The sequence below is a fragment of the Mesobacillus sp. S13 genome (assembly GCF_020422885.1).
Classification (GTDB): domain Bacteria; phylum Bacillota; class Bacilli; order Bacillales; family Cytobacillaceae; genus Mesobacillus; species Mesobacillus selenatarsenatis_A.
In genome coordinates this window covers 4,170,866-4,188,410 of record NZ_CP084622.1, presented here as the reverse complement: position 1 = coordinate 4,188,410, position 17,545 = coordinate 4,170,866, and the positions used below count along the sequence as shown (strand labels likewise).

The window sequence follows — 17,545 nt, the reverse complement described above, 5'->3', positions numbered from 1 at the left end:
ATGATGAAGGAAGAACGTAAACGGATTCTCAAGTTAGTTGAGGAAGGGAAAATGACAGTTGAGGAAGCTTTATTCCTGATTGAGCAAATGGAACAGGGGAACGCACAAAGCCAATCAACGGCACTATCTACCAATGTAAAGGTTGATGAAAGCAAGAAGGATGAGTTCAAGAAGGAAGACTACACTACTTATAAATTCAATACGGTGAAAGACAAAGTGCTCGACTTTGTCGATTCAGCATTCAAAAAAATAAAAGACTTCGATTTGGATCTTAATTTCGGCCAGTCTATCGATATCACGCATATTTTTCAGCAGGGCGATGCCTATCTGAATCAGGTGGATATTGATATGGCAAATGGATCTGTAAAGGTTGTGCCATGGGAGCAAAAAGATGTGCGCATCGAGTGCAGCGCAAAAGTGTACCGAGTGGAAAACCAGGATGAGGCGCGCAGGAAGTTTTTAGAGGACGCGATTTTCACGATTGAAAACCAGAAGCTCCGTTTCTCGGTCCAGCAGAAGTGGATGAAGGTTGATGCAGTCGTCCATATCCCAAAAGAAGAGTATGAAACTGTTCGAATTCGTTTGTTTAATGGATCCATCGAAGGTGAAAACTTAGCAATAAAGGATTTTCGCGCAAAAACTGCGAACGGAAAAGTTTTGCTTGGCAATCTTGAGTGCGGCAAGCTCGAGACAGAGACAGCAAATGGACAAATCAACGTATCCAGAAGCGCAATTAAAGAGCTTGAAGCTGAAACGATCAATGGCGCGATCAAGGCAGATGGCTTTTTTGACCAAGTTGATCTTCAATCTTTCAATGGCAATGTCACATGTACGGTGAAAAACCAGGATTGCGAAAGCGTGGAAGTGAAGGCGACTACCGGAAGCATCGATGTATTCTTGCCAGAGAAAACGCCAGCCAGCGGGGAGTTGAAATCAAATCTTGGCGGTTTTACAATTGAACTCGACGGCATTCAAGTCGTTGAGGAGAAAAGCGATATGGTCCAGAAGAACCTGCGTTTCAAGCCTGCCGACAGTGGACAGAAAGCTGTCAGGCTCTATGCGGATACAAAAACCGGCTCCATCGCAGTGAAGAAATTAATTCAATAGTTTTTTGTGAACAGGAAGGGTGAACGAAATGAAATTAACCCGCTCACGGAAAAATCGAATGCTGGCAGGGGTGCTCGGAGGCATGGCTGAGTCCTTTGGGATGAGTGCGGCACTCATACGGATATTATTTGTAATCTTGACATTCAGTACTGCGTTTTTTCCAATGGCTATGATCTATCTTGTGCTAGTGTTCGTATTGCCAAACAAGGAAGGTTATTAAAAGATGAGATGGCTGTTAGGAATTGTCATTAACGCTGTTCTCTTTATGGCTCTTGCTGGCTACTTCGAGGATGCCATTTATCTTTCAGGATTTGGTGCCGCTTTGGGAGCAAGCTTCATTCTATCGATCCTGAATGTACTTGTTAAGCCAATCTTGATTCTGCTGACGCTCCCTGTGACAGTGCTCAGCCTAGGGCTTTTCTTGTTTGTCATCAATGCCATCACGCTGATGCTGACGGATAGTTTGATGGGAAGCTCCTTCGAAATTTCCAGCTTTGGCATGGCGCTGCTCACGGCCATAATTATGTCGATTGCAAACCTGATTATCCAGAATACGTTCTTAAGTAAATCAAAAGAGTAGAGAAAAGGCCGGCACCAATGTGTCGGCCTTTTAGTTATTCTTTGTCGATATAGACATCAAAGCCCGCTTTTCTTAATCGCTCAGCAAGCTCTTTGGCATTTTGTTCATTATCGAATGCGCCTGCCTGTACTTTGAACAGCCCGTCTTTCTTGGCAGGGGCATTGGCTTTTGTGGGAGGCGAAGCTGGCACTGGTGTAGGAGCATTGGCTTTGCGCTGCAGCTTGAACTGCTCAGCCAATGCCTTCACGATGCCTTCTGCAATCGTTCTGCGGTATGTTTCCGAACGCAGTAATTGTATTTCATTGCGGTTTGTCATGAAGCCGCACTCCACTAGCACGGCGTCCATTTCTGTTTCCCTCAGGACATGGAAGTCGGCTGTTTTTACACCGCGGTTTTCGAGACCCGTCGAGACCACAAGGATACGTTGAATTTTTTGGGCCAGTTGATAAGCCACAGGCGGCCTTGTTGGATAGATAAATGTTTCGATTCCGCCAACATTGCTCCAGCCGCCGGTGCCAAAAGCATTGGCATGTATTGAAACAAAAATATCTACATTCAAGTTGTTTGCCTTATCTGTCCTAGCCTTCAATGATACATCCTGCTGATCAGAATGAGAAAAATACACGGTGACATTCTTATAGTCTGCCAGCAGCTGTCTGGCGTAATTCGCCACAGCTCTGTTGAACTCGTATTCTCTCATGCCATCAGGACTTCGCTTACCCGGGGTGTTGTAGCCATGCCCAGCATCAAGCATGATTTTCAAAATGATCACACCTTCCGATAAAAGATTTCCTCATCAGTATATATATGACCAAAGGATGAAAAAGGACATAGTGACACAGGATAAAACTGGACTCAAAGTGAATGTGGCTCTTTTAGTCTCGTCCGGAGGCTTGCAACTTCCTCATAACAGTCACTATTTATTCAATTCAAAAATGTCCTCAACCCTCTGTGAGATAAATTCATGGGCGTCCTGGATTCCGATGTTATAAAAGTGGGGGGCAAGCTTATCGGCAACGAACTCTAGGATCAGCAAGGCAGCCAAATCGCCTAGTTCCTCTCCGCGTTCTTCTAGGAAATATCTCTTGATTTCGTCCGTCATCTGGGTCTTCGCGTGATCATCGACCTTGAAATTCTTCAACATATTATCTACTCCTTGTTTTATGTATTACCCTAATTGTAAGCGAGTCAGACAAATATTTCGACAGAAGGGTTCGATTATTTCCGTGGAAATAAGCATTCTTTTTTCGACATTCTATAAAAATAAGCTTTCGTTAAAATATAAGGCTGTTTTCGTAAACTCTGCTGTCCTGGATGAAAAGCAGGTTTAATTTCCAAAAAGACTTATAGAGGGCAGCCTTTTGAAAGAGTAAAAAATATAAGGGGAAGTTTTCCGGTTATTTTTAAAATAGAGCTATTTTAAGCTGAAATAAGCGGAGTTTTCCGTCTATTCAATTAAAAGTCCTCAATTTCTGTTGTTTAAAATCCAATAGGCGGAATTTCTCCGTCTATTCCCGCTAATTTTTAACTAGTTTCCTAAATAGGCGGAATTCCTCCGGCTATTTGTTCAGAACAAATCTTTAAAAGGTAGAAATAAATAACAGTGCCTCAGGAAAGAGTCAAATAAAAAGAGACCCAAATTGGATCTCTGAATATCACCCACGCTGCATGGTGTGGACGAATTTATATCGGTCGGCACGATAGGCAGACTTAACGAATTCGAATGGTGTGCCATCTTTCAAATGTGAAGTCCTGAGGATCAGCAGGACAGGGGAGCCTTTTTCGATTTCGAGGAGGCGCAGTTCCTGTTCCTTCGCGATCGAGGCTTCTATCTGCTGTGTGGCTTCGTGGATGGTCAGTGATAGTTTTTCTTCGATATGCTGGTAAAGCGACTGGTTGATAATGTCCTCTGTCAATCCTTTGACCAGATTGGCCGGCAGATAGGTGGTCTCAAGGGCCATTGGTACATTGTCTGCTAGCCTGACACGTTTGATTTCATATACAGGAGTGTTTTCACTTACCTTGAGGCGCTCAGCAATTTCCCGTCCGGATGGAATGATTTCAAACGAAACGAGTTTGCTTCCCGGAGTGAAGCCTCGTTCTTTCATGTCTTCCGTGAAACTTGTCAATCCCTGCAGGCGTTGTTCGACCTTCTTTTTATTCACGAATGTGCCTTTGCCTTTTTGTCGGTATAAATATCCGTCATTTACAAGATTCGTCAACGCCTGCCTGATGGTCATCCTGCTGATTTGGAACATATCTGCATAAACCCGTTCAGAAGGAATCGTTTCATCTGGCTGGAGTTCGCCGCTGTCAATCTGGGCTTTGATATATTCCTCTAACTGGTGGTAAATAGGTATGGGTGAACTTTTATCAATCATAAGTCATTCTCCTGACTGCTTGCATTTTTCCGGCTTCTTTTTCCGGAATAATCGCCTATCTTCAGAGGCTATTTCTGCTTTGATTGCATTTTTTAGACGCTGTTCCTGTTTGTCTTTTTTTAACATACTTCTATAAGCGACGCTGCTCATTTCGAACGAAGGGTCACGGCTATGAAAAGTGCTTTCTTTTAAAAAAGCTTTAAAGCAATGCTGTCGCTTCTTTATCGGCGAATATCGTGACATTAGGATGATTTTGAAGCACCGAAGCAGGGAATTGCTCGCTAACATCGCCATTCATCAAACGGGCGAGCGCTTTTGCCTTGGAGGAACCCGACACAAGCAGGAAGATTTCTTTGCTATCCATGATCGAATCAATTCCCATCGTGATCGCTTGCTTAGGGACGTCCTCCAATGATTCAAAGAATCTTGAGTTTGCTTTGCGCGTGCTTTCTGATAGATCAATGATATGCGTCCTGCTATCAAAGGGAGTTCCAGGTTCGTTAAAACCAATATGGCCGTTCTGCCCGATTCCAAGGATCTGCAGGTCAATGCCGCCATGCTCTTCAATGAACTGTTCATAGCGCCTGCATTCCTCATTGAGATCCATCGCTGTACCATCCGGGATATGAGTTTGATCCAGCGGGATATCGATGTGCTCAAATAAATGTTCACACATAAAGTAGTGATAGCTGTTACGATCTTTCTTCGGAATGCCCATGTACTCGTCCAGATTGAATGTATTGATTTCCTTGTAGGAAGTCTGGTTCTGCTTATGATCTTTGATGAGCTCCTGATAAAGACCAGTTGGCGTACTCCCGGTAGCAAGTCCAAGGTTCAGCGATGGGTTTCTCTGGATTCGTGAGATGATTTCCCCTGCAGCTTTCTGGCTAAGCTCCTCGTAATTTGAAGTTGTAATCAGTTTCAATGTCATCACCTCTTTCATAGCTGTTTTAACGAGTGTAGCTGGCGACTCCACGACAAAATGTCATGGCGACCTCATGGTTATTGTCCAGGACGACAAGATCGGCGTCCTTGCCTGGAGCAATGCTGCCTTTCCGGTCAAAAATATTCAGCTGCCTGGCAGGGTTTTCGCTTGCAAGCTTGACGGCTTCTTCGAGGCTGATCCCGGTGAATTGCATCATGTTTTGCAATGAATCTTTCATTTTTAAAATACTGCCAGCAAGTGTGCCATCCGCTAGTAGTGCTTTTCCGTCGGCGACGTTAACTTCCTGTCCGCCAAGGTCATAACTGCCGTTTTTGAGGCATTTCGCTCTCATTGAATCGGTGATTAGGATGACTCCATCCGTACCTTTGGCGCGAATCGATAGATCGAGCATTTCGGGAACGACATGGATGCCGTCTGCAATCATTTCAATCTTTAACTCTTCAAAAAGAAGGGCAGCACCTGCAACACCTGGATCCCGGTGGTGCATGCCGCGCATGCCGTTGAACAAGTGTGTCACGTGCGTAGCTCCAGCTTTCACGGCTTCCGCCATCTGTGCGTAGGTGGCATCCGAATGGCCAACCGATGCTATGACACCATTTTCAGCCAGATAGGCAATAAGAAGATTGCCGTTTTCTTTTTCGGGAGCGAGTGTCACAAGCCTGATATTGTTTCCGGAAGCCTCCTGCATTTTCGCGAATAGCTCGATATCCGGTGTGATGATATGCTGTGAAGGCTGTGCTCCTTTCCGAGCTTCATTGATGAAAGGTCCTTCCAGATGAAGCCCAAGCACCTCCGCTTTACCTGGATGGTTATGATGGCTGATATATTCAGCGGCATTTTCCAATGCTTTCATAATGGCGTTTTGATCCTGGGTGATGGTCGTCGCCAGGAAGCTGGTTGTGCCTTCCTCAGGCAAAACCGATGCCATCGTCGTGATTGCTTCGTGGGTTCCATCCATCGTATCGGCTCCGCCAGCACCGTGGATGTGCACATCGATGAACCCCGGTACAATCGTGCTGTCCTCAGGAAGTTCGATGACCTCGGCTTGATGTTGGGGGAGGGAGGTTATCGGGCCTGTATCGGCAATCTTTCCGTCCTTTATAGAAATGAATCCTTTTTCAATCACGCCATCTTGTGTCAGCACAGAGGCATTGATAAGCAATAAATCTTTCATTTTATATCACCTGAGAGTTATGTCCTGTTCTTCTTTCCTTACCCTTTGTCACTCTTATTATACAAATATACGCTAGTGGTTGTCTATACCACGTTATAGTTATAGTGAAAAAATAATAGTGGTATAGACAAGTCTATCTATCACTGTTTTTATAAAAATCGCTGATGGCGTTCCTCAGGTAGCCTTCATGCTTTTCCAAAAGTTCTTTCGCTTCCGTGCCACGAAGCCCAGTCGTGACTTGGAGGATGGCCGCTTTCGTATGATAGTTTTGCTCCTTGATAGCCACTCTTGCTTCTTCATCAGAAGCACCTGTTGCCATTTTCACGATATTGACAGCGCGGTTATGTAGTTTTTCATTCGTCATCTGGACATCGACCATCAGGTTGCCATAAACTTTGCCCAGTTTGATCATCGAAGCGGTTGAGAGCATGTTCAAAACCAGTTTTTGGGCAGTACCTGCTTTCATCCTCGTGGAACCTGTGATCACTTCCGGTCCGACAACTGCGGCTATCGTGTGGTCGGAGATTCTCTCCATTTCGGAATCCTTGCTGCATACGACAGATACTGTAGTTGCGCCAATCTCTTTAGCGTATTCCAAAGCTCCAATCGTATAAGGTGTGCGTCCACTGGCAGCAATCCCGACAACAATATCATCAGGTGTCAGGTTGATGCTTACCAAATCAGCTTTGCCCTGGTCTTTGTCATCCTCGACACCTTCGAGCGCTTCAGTCATTGCTTCCTTGCCGCCGGCGATGATTCCGATGACAAGTCCCGAGTCCGTTCCGAAAGTCGGAGGGCATTCGGAAGCATCGATGATTCCGAGTCGTCCGGAAGTCCCGGCACCAATATAGATCAGTCGGCCACCGTTTTTAAAGGCAACGACAATTTTGTCGACGACTTCCGAAATGTTCGGAACCTGCCTTGCGAGCACATTCGGAACGAGTGTGTCCTCCTGGTTAATGACGGTGATGATTTCCTCTGTTGACATCAAGTCGATATTCATTGTTTTCGGGTTCTGCTGTTCTGTATTAAGCTTTGCGATTTCCATGTCCATCCCTCACAATAAATTGAAATTTGTGACCTGCCTTGATCTCATCAAGCAAGGAGAGGTCTTCATGTATTACTTTACCAATGCAATTCACTTTTTCATCCTGTGGCAGGTCATTGATGGCGATTTGCAATTCGCCTGCATACCGGTCGTAAAGCTCATTATCGATGGTGATCGTTCCGCGAGGCCTTTCGAGCTGATTTGAAGGTGGAATCAGTTTTTCTCCTATTGAGGCAAAGGAGCGTGATTCAACCGCCCTGATGACATCGCGGGCAGGATCCATACGGTTCGTCAGCGGCTTGCTCAATAGTTCGGAATGATCCTGACTTCCGCTATCAATCCTGAGCGGAATGATTTTTTTATCCAGGAGTGTCAGTAACTCCAGTTGTTCGTCTGTTACAGAGTGATCCCCAACCAAGACTTTATCGGTGAATAAAGAACCCATAAGCTCTGCAGCAGCTATGTGCGGCAGTTGACCACGATGTTTTTCAAGGGTAGGGAGCCCGGAATAAACAGGTCCGCGTAAATCCTTGTCCCCAGGAACGAAAGCCATCGTCGTAATGCCGAAAGAACGGAACATTAGATTCCTTTCCAACAGGAAGTCCTTGTCCAATCCCGTTTCAGGCCTTGGGTAAAAATTATGCCATGCCTCGACGTTCCCGGTATTCAAACCGGCATCCTGCCATGCAACCAGTTCCTCTCTCGATACCGTGCTGGCGTTGATTCCTATCTTCATTTTATGCGAAAGCTCCACAATTTGCTGTGTTGTAAATCCATAATCAGCCCTGATTCCCGATAGCCCCCAATGAAGCAGTTCATCATAATGCTCCCAGTCAAGCCCAAGGTAATCCAATGAGCGTGGGGACACATCGGCCATCAGCTCCATTTGGTACTTTTTCGCCAATGAGCCAAGCTCTTGTAAAAGCTCTTTATACTCAGCTGGATTATCTTCAGGTATATGTAAGGAAGTGAAAATGGAGTTCAGTCCGTATCGAGCTGCTTTTTCGATCCAGGCAGCATTTTGCTCCATCATATCCTTTTTCAGATATACGGAAATGCCAAGCATGGCAATCACTCCAATCAAGATAAATTAATAGAATATTTCTTGCTATCTAATATGAACTTTAGGCGATAGTTCTTTTCGATTTAACAACTAAACTGAACAAAGAAAAGGCCACTAGAAAAGAAGAAAGGAGGAAAAATGCTCTCCTCCTTTACAGTATTGTTAGACGGTTATCTTAATCCAGCTTCAGCGCCTAGCCAGTTTCATCTCTGCTAGTGCTTCTTCGAGTATCTTGCGAGAAGCGTTAGCTTTGAGCAGCTCGAGACGCATGTCTAGCTGCGGCTCCTAACTCCTCGAGACGTTTCGGTCCTGCCAATGAAGCCAAAGACCGACTTCACTGTCAGGCCCTCCAACGCTTGTCGGAGTTGGGCAGTCGCCTCCGCTTTTCGATTTCGGTCCTGCCAATGAAGTCAAAGAACGAGGCCCTCCAGCGCTTGTCGGGGCTGAACGAGGCGCTTGCGCTTTTTGTTTTTAGATGCCTTTAGCCATTTCTTCCTTGAAGCCAAACGTCCAGGTGAAGATGAATCCGAATACGTAGGCAAGCAGAAGTCCAACCAAGTAGAGCAGAATTTGATTAGTATGGACAAGGAATGCAAGCGGGATACCGGAAACGCCGATAGCAATCGTTGCGATCTTAAAGAATGCCTGGAATGCTCCGCCGACTGCTGCGCCAAGACAGGCAGTGATGAATGGACGGCCAAGCGGCAGGGTGACACCGAAAATCAGCGGTTCGCCAATGCCTAGCATACCGACAGGCAGTCCGCCCTTGATGACCTTTTTAAGTCTCTCATTCTTCGTTTTAAAGTAAATCGCGAATGCTGCACCAACCTGGCCTGCACCACCCATTGCGAGGATTGGCAGCAACGGGTCGTCACCGATCGTGTTGATTAATTCCATATGCACAGGAGTCAAGCCCTGGTGCAAACCTGTAACAACAAGAGGAAGGAAGGTTCCTGCAAGGACAAGTCCTGCAAGGATGCCGCCGACATCAAGAAGGCCAAGCAAGCCCTTTGTGATCAAATCGGAAATCCATCCGCCAACAGGCTGGAGCACGAATAATGTAGCAACACCAGTAATCAATAATGATAGAGTAGGAGTAATGATGATATCCAAAGAAGACGGAACGAATTTGCGGATCCGTTTTTCAAGCAAGGCAATGAAAGCTGCAGCAAGCATAACGCCGATCAGTCCGCCACGGCCTGGAACTAGTGCTTCACCAAACAAAGTGATGTTCGCAAGACCCGGGTTGATGATCAAGATACCAGCAGCACCGCCAAGTGCTGGCGAGCCCCCAAATTCACGAGCCGTGTTGATACCGACAAATACACCGAGGTAACTGAAGATACCCCAGCCAATCAGGTTAAGAAACTGAATAAGCGTCGATTCAGGATCAGCACCGGAGCGGATGATGACATTTGTCAGTCCTGCAATCAAACCGGATGCGACAATTGCCGGAATCAGCGGAATGAAGATGCTGGCGATCCTTCTTAGGAATAGCTTGAATGGAGTCGCGTTTTTCTTGTTAAGTTCATCCTTCGTACGTCCGGCAAGTCCCTCAAAAGGATCCGGGTCGGACTCGTCTACTGAACTGGCAGTCTTGCCGGTGATTTCTGAAACCTCATTCGCTACCTTAGTGACAATTCCAGGTCCAAGGATAATTTGCAATGTCTCTGCTTCCACGACACCGAGCACGCCATCTACTTTCTTGATGCCGTCAAGATTGACTTTGCTGTAGTCCGCCGGCTTGACACGCAGGCGGGTCATGCACGAGGCAACATCAGCAATATTATCCGCGCCGCCAAGCTGTGCAAGTATTTCCCTTGCCAGGCGTTCTTCATTACGCATGGTATTTCCCCCTCTTAATGTAAATTAATAAAAAATAATGAATTCGCTTACAAAATGATGATAACAAGTCTACTGTATAGTTGTCTATACCTTTTTTTAAAAAAATGAGTAGTTGGTATTAACATGAAGGGGTGGATAATACCAATTTGGAAGTTTCCCTGCGTCGATGGTGTTTTTTGTCTGCTTATATTTGGTTCTTCATGAAAAAGTGCTAAAATAAAAGGTATTGTGATCATGTGGGAATTTACACTCATATAAAGGAGGAACTTCTTTGCCGAAAGTCCGTACGAAAGACCTCATCAAGAAATTCGACATGGAATTGATAAGTGGAGAGGAAGGAATCAACCGTCCGATTACCACTACTGACATTTCAAGACCAGGGCTAGAAATAGCTGGCTATTTTGAATATTATCCTGCAGAGCGCCTGCAGCTTCTTGGAAAAACAGAACTGACTTTCTTTGAAAAATTGGCTCCCCGTGAAAGGGAGGAGCGGATGCAAAAGCTTTGTACCGATATTACTCCGTGTATTATTGTCACAAGAGACATGGAGGTTCCTGCCGAACTGGTCGAGGCGGCTGAACGAGAATCGGTTCCGCTTTTGCGTTCAAAGCAAAAAACTACAAGGCTCTCCAGTCACCTGACAAACTATCTGGAAAGCAAGCTGGCACCGACGACTGCTGTCCACGGTGTACTGGTCGATTTGTATGGAATCGGCGTCCTGATCACTGGGAAAAGCGGTGTAGGTAAAAGTGAGACAGCGCTTGAATTGGTCAAAAGGGGACACCGTCTCGTAGCTGATGATTGCGTTGAAATCCGCCAGGAGGATATCGGGACACTTGTCGGGAACTCACCCGATTTGATTGAGCATCTTCTCGAAATCCGCGGCGTAGGGATCATCAATGTGATGACGCTGTTCGGTGCTGGTGCCGTGCGTTCGCATAAACGGATTTCACTGATTATTGACCTCGAGATCTGGGATCAGAAAAAATCCTATGACAGATTGGGCCTTGATGAAGAGAAGCTGAAAATTCTCGACACTGATATAACGAAGTTGACGATCCCAGTTCGCCCAGGACGAAACCTTGCTGTCATCATCGAGGTAGCAGCGATGAACTTCAGGCTGAAGCGTATGGGTGTCAATGCGGCAGAACAATTCACCAACAGGCTGTCTGACGTCATTGAAGACGGCGACCATGATGAGCAGTAATCAGGGACTTTTCCTTGGTGTGAAAGCGGAAAAAAGCTTTAATCAAACGTTTGATTAAGAACGGCCAAAGTGCTGGTAGAAGTGATTTTAAAAATTATTAGTATATATAATTCCATTCGAGAATTGTCTAGCTTCAGCGCCTAGCCCTTCGAGTCGCTTCGGTCCGCCCAATGAAGTCAAAGAACGACTTCACCGTGCGGCCCTCCAGCGCTTGTCAGGGCTGGACAAGGCGCTTGCGCTTTTCTTGTGAAAAAGAGGGGAAAAAACATGGAGAAAAATATTCAGCCGATCGACCCGATCGCCTTTTCGCTCGGACCGATCCAGGTGCACTGGTATGGCGTCATCATCGGACTAGGAATTGCGCTTGCGTTATGGATTGCCATGCGCGAAGGTGAACGCCGCGGCTTGCACAAAGATACTTTTGCAGATTTGATGCTCTGGGCGATTCCGATCGCGATCCTATCGGCAAGGCTTTACTATGTAATCTTCCAGTGGGATTATTACGCACAGTATCCAGGCGAAATTTTCAAGGTTTGGAATGGCGGAATCGCGATTCACGGTGCATTGATCGGATCTGTTGCCACAGCGTATTTCTTTACGAAGTCACGTAATGTTTCGTTTTGGAAGCTGGCGGACATCGCAGCACCAAGCATCATCCTTGGACAGGCAATCGGCCGCTGGGGAAACTTCATGAACCAGGAAGCGCATGGCGGGGAAGTGACGAGGGCATTTTTAGAAAACCTCCACCTGCCTGAATTCATCATCAACCAGATGTATATCAATGGAACATATTATCATCCAACGTTCCTGTATGAATCGATCTGGAATTTGCTCGGTTTCATCCTGCTGATGTCTTTACGCAGAGTGAACCTGGGACGCGGGGAAATTTTCCTCAGTTATGTTATCTGGTACTCGATCGGCCGCTTCTTTGTTGAAGGAATGCGAACGGACAGCTTGATGCTGACGGAATCATTAAGGATTGCCCAGACCATTTCGATCGCATTGATTTTATTGGCAATCGGCTTATGGATTTTCAGAAGAGTAAAGGGTTATTCAAAAGTGCGTTATTCAGAGAACTAGAATTTTCGGATTACTAAAAATGAGAAACAATAAATAAAATGAATCAAGGCATAAAAATGGGAGAGATGATTCAATGGGTTCTACATTAAAAAGAGGGTTGATGGTTGGTTTGAACACAACATGGGCGCTCGGGAAGGTCATCTTTCCCGTCACCTTGATTGTGTCGATCCTACAATACACCCCGATCCTGCCTTGGGTAATCAAACTGATCACGCCAGTGATGTCGTTGCTCGGATTGTCAGGGGATGCGGCAATTCCGCTCGTCATTGGGAATTTCCTTAATTTATACGCCGCGATTGGAGCCATCCTGACGCTTGATTTGACGGTAAAAGAAGTTTTTATCATTGCAGTGATGCTGAGCTTTTCACATAATATGCTGGTTGAATCGAGTGTCGCCCTCAAGGTTGGCGTCAAGCTGTGGGTCATTGTTCTGGTCCGTCTCGGACTCGCATTCATATCAGCTGTGGTCATCAATCTTGTTTGGAATGGCGGATCTGAAATCGCGAAATATGGAATGGTCCCTGCAAAAAGTGAAGAAGTTTCAGGATGGGGAGCGATCCTGCTTGAAGGCATTACGAAGGCGGGAGTCGGCATATTCCAGCTGGCCATCATCGTCATCCCTCTGATGGTCGTCGTGCAAATTATGAAGGAAAAGCAATGGCTTGCTGTTTTTTCAAGATGGATGGCACCTGCAACAAGAGCGCTCGGCATGAAGGAGAATACCTCGACGACAATGGCAGCCGGCCTGCTGATCGGGCTCGCGTATGGCGCGGGTGTGATGATCCAGGCAGTCCAGGAGGATGGAGTCAGCAAAAAGGATGTCACGCTGGCGTTCATTTTCCTCGTTGCCTGCCATGCCGTCGTTGAAGATACATTAATTTTTGTTCCGCTCGGAATTCCGGTTCTGCCGCTGCTGCTGATCCGCCTTGGTGTGGCGATTTTATTGACAATCACAGTCGCGATCATTTGGAACCGCGCAGACCTCGCAAAAAGAAAGGAAGCAGTATATGAGCAATAAAATAGACACAGTCCTGTTCGATCTTGACGGGACCTTAATTGATACGAACGAACTGATTATCTCATCTTTCCTACACACAATGGAAACCTATTATCCAGGGCAATACAAACGGGAGGATGTCCTTCCGTTTTTAGGGCCTTCTTTAAAAGAATCATTCGAGAAGCTGGATCCTGAAGGCTATGAGGAAATGATCACTACTTACCGGACTTACAACCTGGCAAATCACGATCTCTTGGTAAAAGAATTCGATGGAGTATATGAAACAGTCAGGACATTGAAGGAAAACGGCTTCCATTTAGGAATCGTCACAACGAAGCGTTCGGATGTAGTTAAGATGGGCTTAAAGCTGACAGGATTGGATGAATTTTTCGAAGTCGTCGTCGCGCTTGACCATGTTGAAAAAGCGAAGCCAGATCCGGAGCCACTTTTAAAAGCATTGGACATGCTCGGCTCATCACCTGACCGTGCAATCATGGTCGGAGATAACCATCATGATATCCTTGGCGGCAAGAACGCCGGCACAAAAACAGTCGGTGTCGCATGGTCCATCAAGGGAAGAGCACATCTAGAGGAATACAAGCCAGATTATATCTTGGAAAATATGGCTGAAATCCTGCCAATCCTCGGGGTGTAAAATGAGACGGACGACTCGTTACCGAGTAGAAGGAGCAAACTCACTCTGGCATGTGTATAAAACCGTCCCGTTCTGGAAGGTCGTCAAAAATTTCGTCGTCATCCAGGTAGCGCGCTACACGCCATTTCTCGGTATGAAAAACTGGCTGTACCGCACCTTTCTGCGAATGAAAGTCGGCGATCAGACCTCCTTTGCGCTGATGGTCATGCTTGATGTCATGTTCCCGGAAAAAATCTCTGTTGGCCGCAATACGGTCATTGGTTATAACACAACGATCCTGGCCCACGAATACCTGATCAAGGAATTTCGCCTCGGCGACGTCGAAATTGGCAGTGAAGTCATGATCGGCGCCAATTCCACGCTCATGCCTGGCATCACGATTGGTGACGGCGCCATCGTCTCCGCCGGAACACTCGTCCACAAAGACGTCCCGGCCGGAGCCTTCGTCGGCGGCAACCCAATGCGCGTAATCTACACAAAGGAAGAACTCGCAGAGCGCTGGGCGGATGATGAAATCTATGGGACAAGCACCAAATAACAAAAAGCGAAACGGACATTGCTCCGCTTCGCTTTTTTTATTTTTGGGAAAATTAGGATGTGGTCGATATTTTGCAAATAGTGGTCGATAAAATTAAAAATCCGCTGATATATTTTTAAAAGTGGTCGATAAAATCAAAAATCCGCTGATATATCTTGAAAAGTGGTCGATATAATCTGTTCTTCCTCAATAAATTTTTCTTTTAGCTAAAAAAGGCGGTCGACAACACTCCATCAATCTACTTATAAGGAAATTCCGAATAACAATAGATGGTTTTGTCTGCAAACTCGTTTGTTTCTCGGAAGGAGCAGGTCTGCACGCCGAGTTTTCTGCCGGGAATCAGGTCTGTGCTCTGGTCGCCGACTACAAGATCCAAGCCATATCTGTCATGCAGGTACTTATACGCATGAATATCCGGCTTTAACGAATAACCGTCCTCCGCAGGGCAAATGACTTCCTTGAAAAATTGCCCTAGATGCCAGTGTTCCAGCAGCTCTTCTGTTGAGCGCCGATTGCGATGGGTCACGAGGACATTTGCATCTGCGTTTGCAAGCACATCTTTCACATATGGAAAAAGCGGCTTCCTGTCATTTGGCAAAGTGCGCTCAATCTCACGGAATTCAGTTACCTTGTTTTTATCGACACCGTAAAAGTCATAAGCTGTCCCATATTTCAGGTGCGGAAGGACTTCTTCATACTTCAGGTCTTTTTTTGCCACCACCGTAAATGCCTCGACAAGTGTCGGCCACGTATCAAGGATTGTCCCGTCCAAGTCCCAGAGGATTTTCACTGCTAAGCCCTCCCTTTTTGTTTGCCCCCATTTTAACAGTCCAATTTTTAAAAAGCCAACATGAATAGCTTATGGTTGACGGATAATAAAATGAACGATAAAATACATATAACTTCATCTTGTTACCATATTAGCGAACTAAAGGATTTAGAAAATTTATATATCAAGCACCAGCAACGAAGAGGGTGAAAATCAATGAGCAGATTATTCATGTTTGAAAAGCCGCTTGGCATGCGGGATACACTTCCGGAATTGCATGAAGCGAAAGAAAAAGTCCGAAGCTCGATTCAAAAAGAAATGAAGCAATGGGGTTTCCAATTCATCGAGACACCAGCGCTTGAATATTACGAAACAGTTGGCAGTGCTTCTGCGATCCTTGATCAGCAGCTGTTCAAACTGTTGGACCAGCAGGGGCATACGCTTGTGCTGCGGCCAGATATGACCGCACCGATCGCGAGGGTTGCGGCTTCAAAATTATTCAAGGATCAGGTTCCGTTAAGGCTGGCCTATTCTGAGAATGTCTACCGCGCCCAGCAGCGAGAAGGCGGCCGGCCGGCTGAATTTGAGCAGATTGGCGTCGAGTGTATCGGCGACGGTTCGGTTAGCGCGGATGGTGAAATGATCTCACTTGCGATTTCCTCTCTGAAAAAAGCAGGGCTGGAACAGTTTCAGCTGTCCGTCGGGCATGTTGGCTTCGTCAATGAATTGTTCGTCCAGATCCTTGGCACGGAAGAAAGAGCCAGGGAACTGACGAAATTCTTATATGAGAAAAATTATGTTGGGTATCGAGAGCATGTCAAAGCATTGCCGCTGTCATCAATTGATTCACAAAGGCTTCTCGCATTCCTAGAGCTGCGAGGCGGTCCTGAAGTGATTGACAGGGCATCTGAATTGGTTGAGAACGGAAAAGGAAAGGCAGCACTGGATGAACTAAAGTTGCTTTTTAACGTCATCAAAGACTTTGGCGGAAGCGACCGAATTAAATTTGACTTAACGATTGTCAGCCATATGAGCTATTATACTGGCATTTTATTTGAGGTTTACGCTGGAATGGTAGGCTTCCCAATCGGCAATGGCGGCCGCTATGACAAGCTGCTCGAGAAATTTGGCAAATCGACTGGGGCCACTGGATTCGCAATCAGGCTCGACCGCCTGCTTGAAAGCCTCGGCAATCTTAGTGAACCTGAGCCTGTTACTTGCATTCTTTTCAGCCACGAACGGAGAAAGGAAGCATACCAGCTTGCCGCCCAGCGCAGGGAGGACGGGGAACGTGTCATCCTCCAGGACATCAGTGCCGTAGGAAATCTTGATGCTTGTTCCGCTGCTTTTGCTGATGTCGTTTATCTAGTAGGGAAGGAGGGAGCGCAATGAATGAACAGCTGACCATCGCGATGCCGAAGGGCAGAATTTTTACCGAAGCGGTTGAACTGCTGCGGAACGCCGGTTTTGATTTGCCTCCTGAATTTGATGATTCCCGCAAGTTGATTATTGATGTGGAAGAAGAAAATTTCCGCTTCATACTCGCGAAGCCGATGGATGTCGCTACATACGTCGAACATGGTGTCGCCGATCTCGGAATTGCCGGAAAGGATGTCCTGCTCGAAGAAGAACGGGACGTGTACGAACTGCTCGATTTAAAAATAAGCGGCTGCTATCTTGCCGTTGCGGGATTACCAGATACAAAAATGAATGATGTTGCCCCGAAAATAGCGACGAAATACCCTAACATCGCAGCAGCCTATTTCCGTGAGCAGGGCGAGCAAGTTGAAATCATCAAATTGAACGGATCAATCGAGCTTGCGCCATTAATCGGGCTCGCCGACAGGATCGTCGACATCGTCTCAACCGGAAGGACATTAAAGGAAAATGGCCTGGTCGAGTATGAAACAATCACAAGCGTAACCTCAAGGCTTATTGTTAATCCAGTCAGCTACCGGATAAAGGATGAGCGGATCAGCGAGCTGATCAAACGCTTGGATAAAGTCATCTGACTTGTAGGTTGAATGAAGTCAACTAGATTGAAAGCGAATGATGTCATCTCGATTATAAGCCATACGGATTATCTTAGTTAAAGGCCCGAAAATGCTGAAGAAACTCAATCGAGATGTAATAGATCGTGAATCTGAAAGGATTT

19 protein-coding genes are annotated in these 17,545 nt (G+C 46.2%); 10 read left to right on the top strand and 9 right to left on the bottom strand.

The features are described from left to right. The 3 genes from LGO15_RS21515 to LGO15_RS21505 are packed head-to-tail and all read left to right on the top strand — an operon-like array spanning position 1 to position 1,687. Positions 1 to 1,107, top strand: a complete 1,107-nt coding sequence (locus tag LGO15_RS21515; protein ID WP_318999804.1) for a DUF4097 family beta strand repeat-containing protein — start codon at positions 1 to 3, stop codon at positions 1,105 to 1,107. 28 nt (positions 1,108 to 1,135) lie between these two features. After that, positions 1,136 to 1,327, top strand: a complete 192-nt coding sequence (locus tag LGO15_RS21510) for a PspC domain-containing protein (RefSeq protein ID WP_226085859.1) — start codon at positions 1,136 to 1,138, stop codon at positions 1,325 to 1,327. Between the two features lie 3 nt (positions 1,328 to 1,330). Then, positions 1,331 to 1,687, top strand: a complete 357-nt coding sequence (locus LGO15_RS21505; protein ID WP_226085858.1) for a phage holin family protein — start codon at positions 1,331 to 1,333, stop codon at positions 1,685 to 1,687. A gap of 34 nt (positions 1,688 to 1,721) precedes the next feature. Here LGO15_RS21505 and LGO15_RS21500 read toward each other — a convergent pair whose 3' ends face one another. From LGO15_RS21500 to LGO15_RS21465, 8 genes are all read right to left on the bottom strand, one after another. After that, positions 1,722 to 2,441 (bottom strand): N-acetylmuramoyl-L-alanine amidase, encoded by a 720-nt coding sequence (locus LGO15_RS21500; RefSeq protein WP_318999844.1) that lies wholly within the window; start codon positions 2,439 to 2,441, stop codon positions 1,722 to 1,724. 162 nt (positions 2,442 to 2,603) lie between these two features. Beyond that, complete coding sequence (locus tag LGO15_RS21495) at positions 2,604 to 2,831, bottom strand: DUF2164 domain-containing protein (RefSeq protein ID WP_167833152.1); 228 nt, start codon at positions 2,829 to 2,831, stop codon at positions 2,604 to 2,606. Between the two features lie 511 nt (positions 2,832 to 3,342). Further along, complete coding sequence (locus LGO15_RS21490) at positions 3,343 to 4,068, bottom strand: GntR family transcriptional regulator (RefSeq protein ID WP_167833151.1); 726 nt, start codon at positions 4,066 to 4,068, stop codon at positions 3,343 to 3,345. Positions 4,069 to 4,267: 199 nt separating this feature from the next. Continuing rightward, on the bottom strand, positions 4,268 to 4,993 hold the full coding sequence (gene nagB, locus LGO15_RS21485) for a glucosamine-6-phosphate deaminase (protein WP_413231360.1): 726 nt from the start codon (positions 4,991 to 4,993) through the stop codon (positions 4,268 to 4,270). 25 nt (positions 4,994 to 5,018) lie between these two features. Beyond that, positions 5,019 to 6,188, bottom strand: coding sequence for an N-acetylglucosamine-6-phosphate deacetylase (gene nagA / locus LGO15_RS21480; protein ID WP_167833149.1), 1,170 nt, complete (start codon positions 6,186 to 6,188; stop codon positions 5,019 to 5,021). A gap of 133 nt (positions 6,189 to 6,321) precedes the next feature. Further along, positions 6,322 to 7,236, bottom strand: a complete 915-nt coding sequence (gene murQ / locus LGO15_RS21475) for an N-acetylmuramic acid 6-phosphate etherase (RefSeq protein ID WP_167833148.1) — start codon at positions 7,234 to 7,236, stop codon at positions 6,322 to 6,324. Next, entirely contained in the window at positions 7,217 to 8,302 is a 1,086-nt protein-coding gene (locus tag LGO15_RS21470) for a DUF871 domain-containing protein (protein ID WP_226085856.1), read from the bottom strand. Before LGO15_RS21470 ends, murQ begins: the two co-directional genes overlap by 20 nt. 468 nt (positions 8,303 to 8,770) lie before the next feature. Next, on the bottom strand, positions 8,771 to 10,144 hold the full coding sequence (locus LGO15_RS21465) for a PTS transporter subunit EIIC (protein ID WP_226085855.1): 1,374 nt from the start codon (positions 10,142 to 10,144) through the stop codon (positions 8,771 to 8,773). 271 nt (positions 10,145 to 10,415) lie between these two features. Between LGO15_RS21465 and hprK the strand changes: the two genes are divergently transcribed. The 5 genes from hprK (at position 10,416) to LGO15_RS21440 (ending at position 14,621) form a co-directional block, all read left to right on the top strand. After that, complete coding sequence (gene hprK / locus LGO15_RS21460) at positions 10,416 to 11,351, top strand: HPr(Ser) kinase/phosphatase (RefSeq protein ID WP_167833144.1); 936 nt, start codon at positions 10,416 to 10,418, stop codon at positions 11,349 to 11,351. 267 nt (positions 11,352 to 11,618) lie between these two features. Then, a complete protein-coding gene (gene lgt / locus LGO15_RS21455; RefSeq protein ID WP_226085854.1) occupies positions 11,619 to 12,431 on the top strand; it encodes a prolipoprotein diacylglyceryl transferase in 813 nt (270 codons plus the stop codon). 73 nt (positions 12,432 to 12,504) lie between these two features. Beyond that, positions 12,505 to 13,449, top strand: a complete 945-nt coding sequence (locus LGO15_RS21450) for a nucleoside recognition domain-containing protein (protein WP_226085853.1) — start codon at positions 12,505 to 12,507, stop codon at positions 13,447 to 13,449. Next, positions 13,439 to 14,083, top strand: coding sequence for a pyrophosphatase PpaX (gene ppaX, locus LGO15_RS21445; protein WP_167833141.1), 645 nt, complete (start codon positions 13,439 to 13,441; stop codon positions 14,081 to 14,083). Before LGO15_RS21450 ends, ppaX begins: the two co-directional genes overlap by 11 nt. 1 nt (position 14,084) lies before the next feature. Further along, positions 14,085 to 14,621, top strand: coding sequence for an acyltransferase (locus tag LGO15_RS21440; protein ID WP_167833140.1), 537 nt, complete (start codon positions 14,085 to 14,087; stop codon positions 14,619 to 14,621). Between the two features lie 238 nt (positions 14,622 to 14,859). On the opposite strand, the gene LGO15_RS21435 is transcribed toward LGO15_RS21440, so the two are convergent. Beyond that, a complete protein-coding gene (locus LGO15_RS21435) occupies positions 14,860 to 15,411 on the bottom strand; it encodes an HAD-IA family hydrolase (protein WP_226085852.1) in 552 nt (183 codons plus the stop codon). A gap of 195 nt (positions 15,412 to 15,606) precedes the next feature. On the opposite strand from LGO15_RS21435, the gene LGO15_RS21430 reads away from it, so the two are divergent. Together LGO15_RS21430 and hisG are read left to right on the top strand one after the other, a co-directional pair. Next, positions 15,607 to 16,782: an ATP phosphoribosyltransferase regulatory subunit gene (locus LGO15_RS21430; protein ID WP_167833138.1), complete on the top strand. Its 1,176-nt coding sequence runs from the start codon at positions 15,607 to 15,609 to the stop codon at positions 16,780 to 16,782. Next, positions 16,779 to 17,402 carry an ATP phosphoribosyltransferase gene (gene hisG, locus LGO15_RS21425; protein ID WP_167833137.1) on the top strand — a complete coding sequence of 208 codons (624 nt, stop codon included), beginning with the start codon at positions 16,779 to 16,781 and terminating at the stop codon, positions 17,400 to 17,402. The genes LGO15_RS21430 and hisG overlap by 4 nt, the downstream gene beginning before the upstream one ends. Positions 17,403 to 17,545 lie beyond the last annotated feature (143 nt).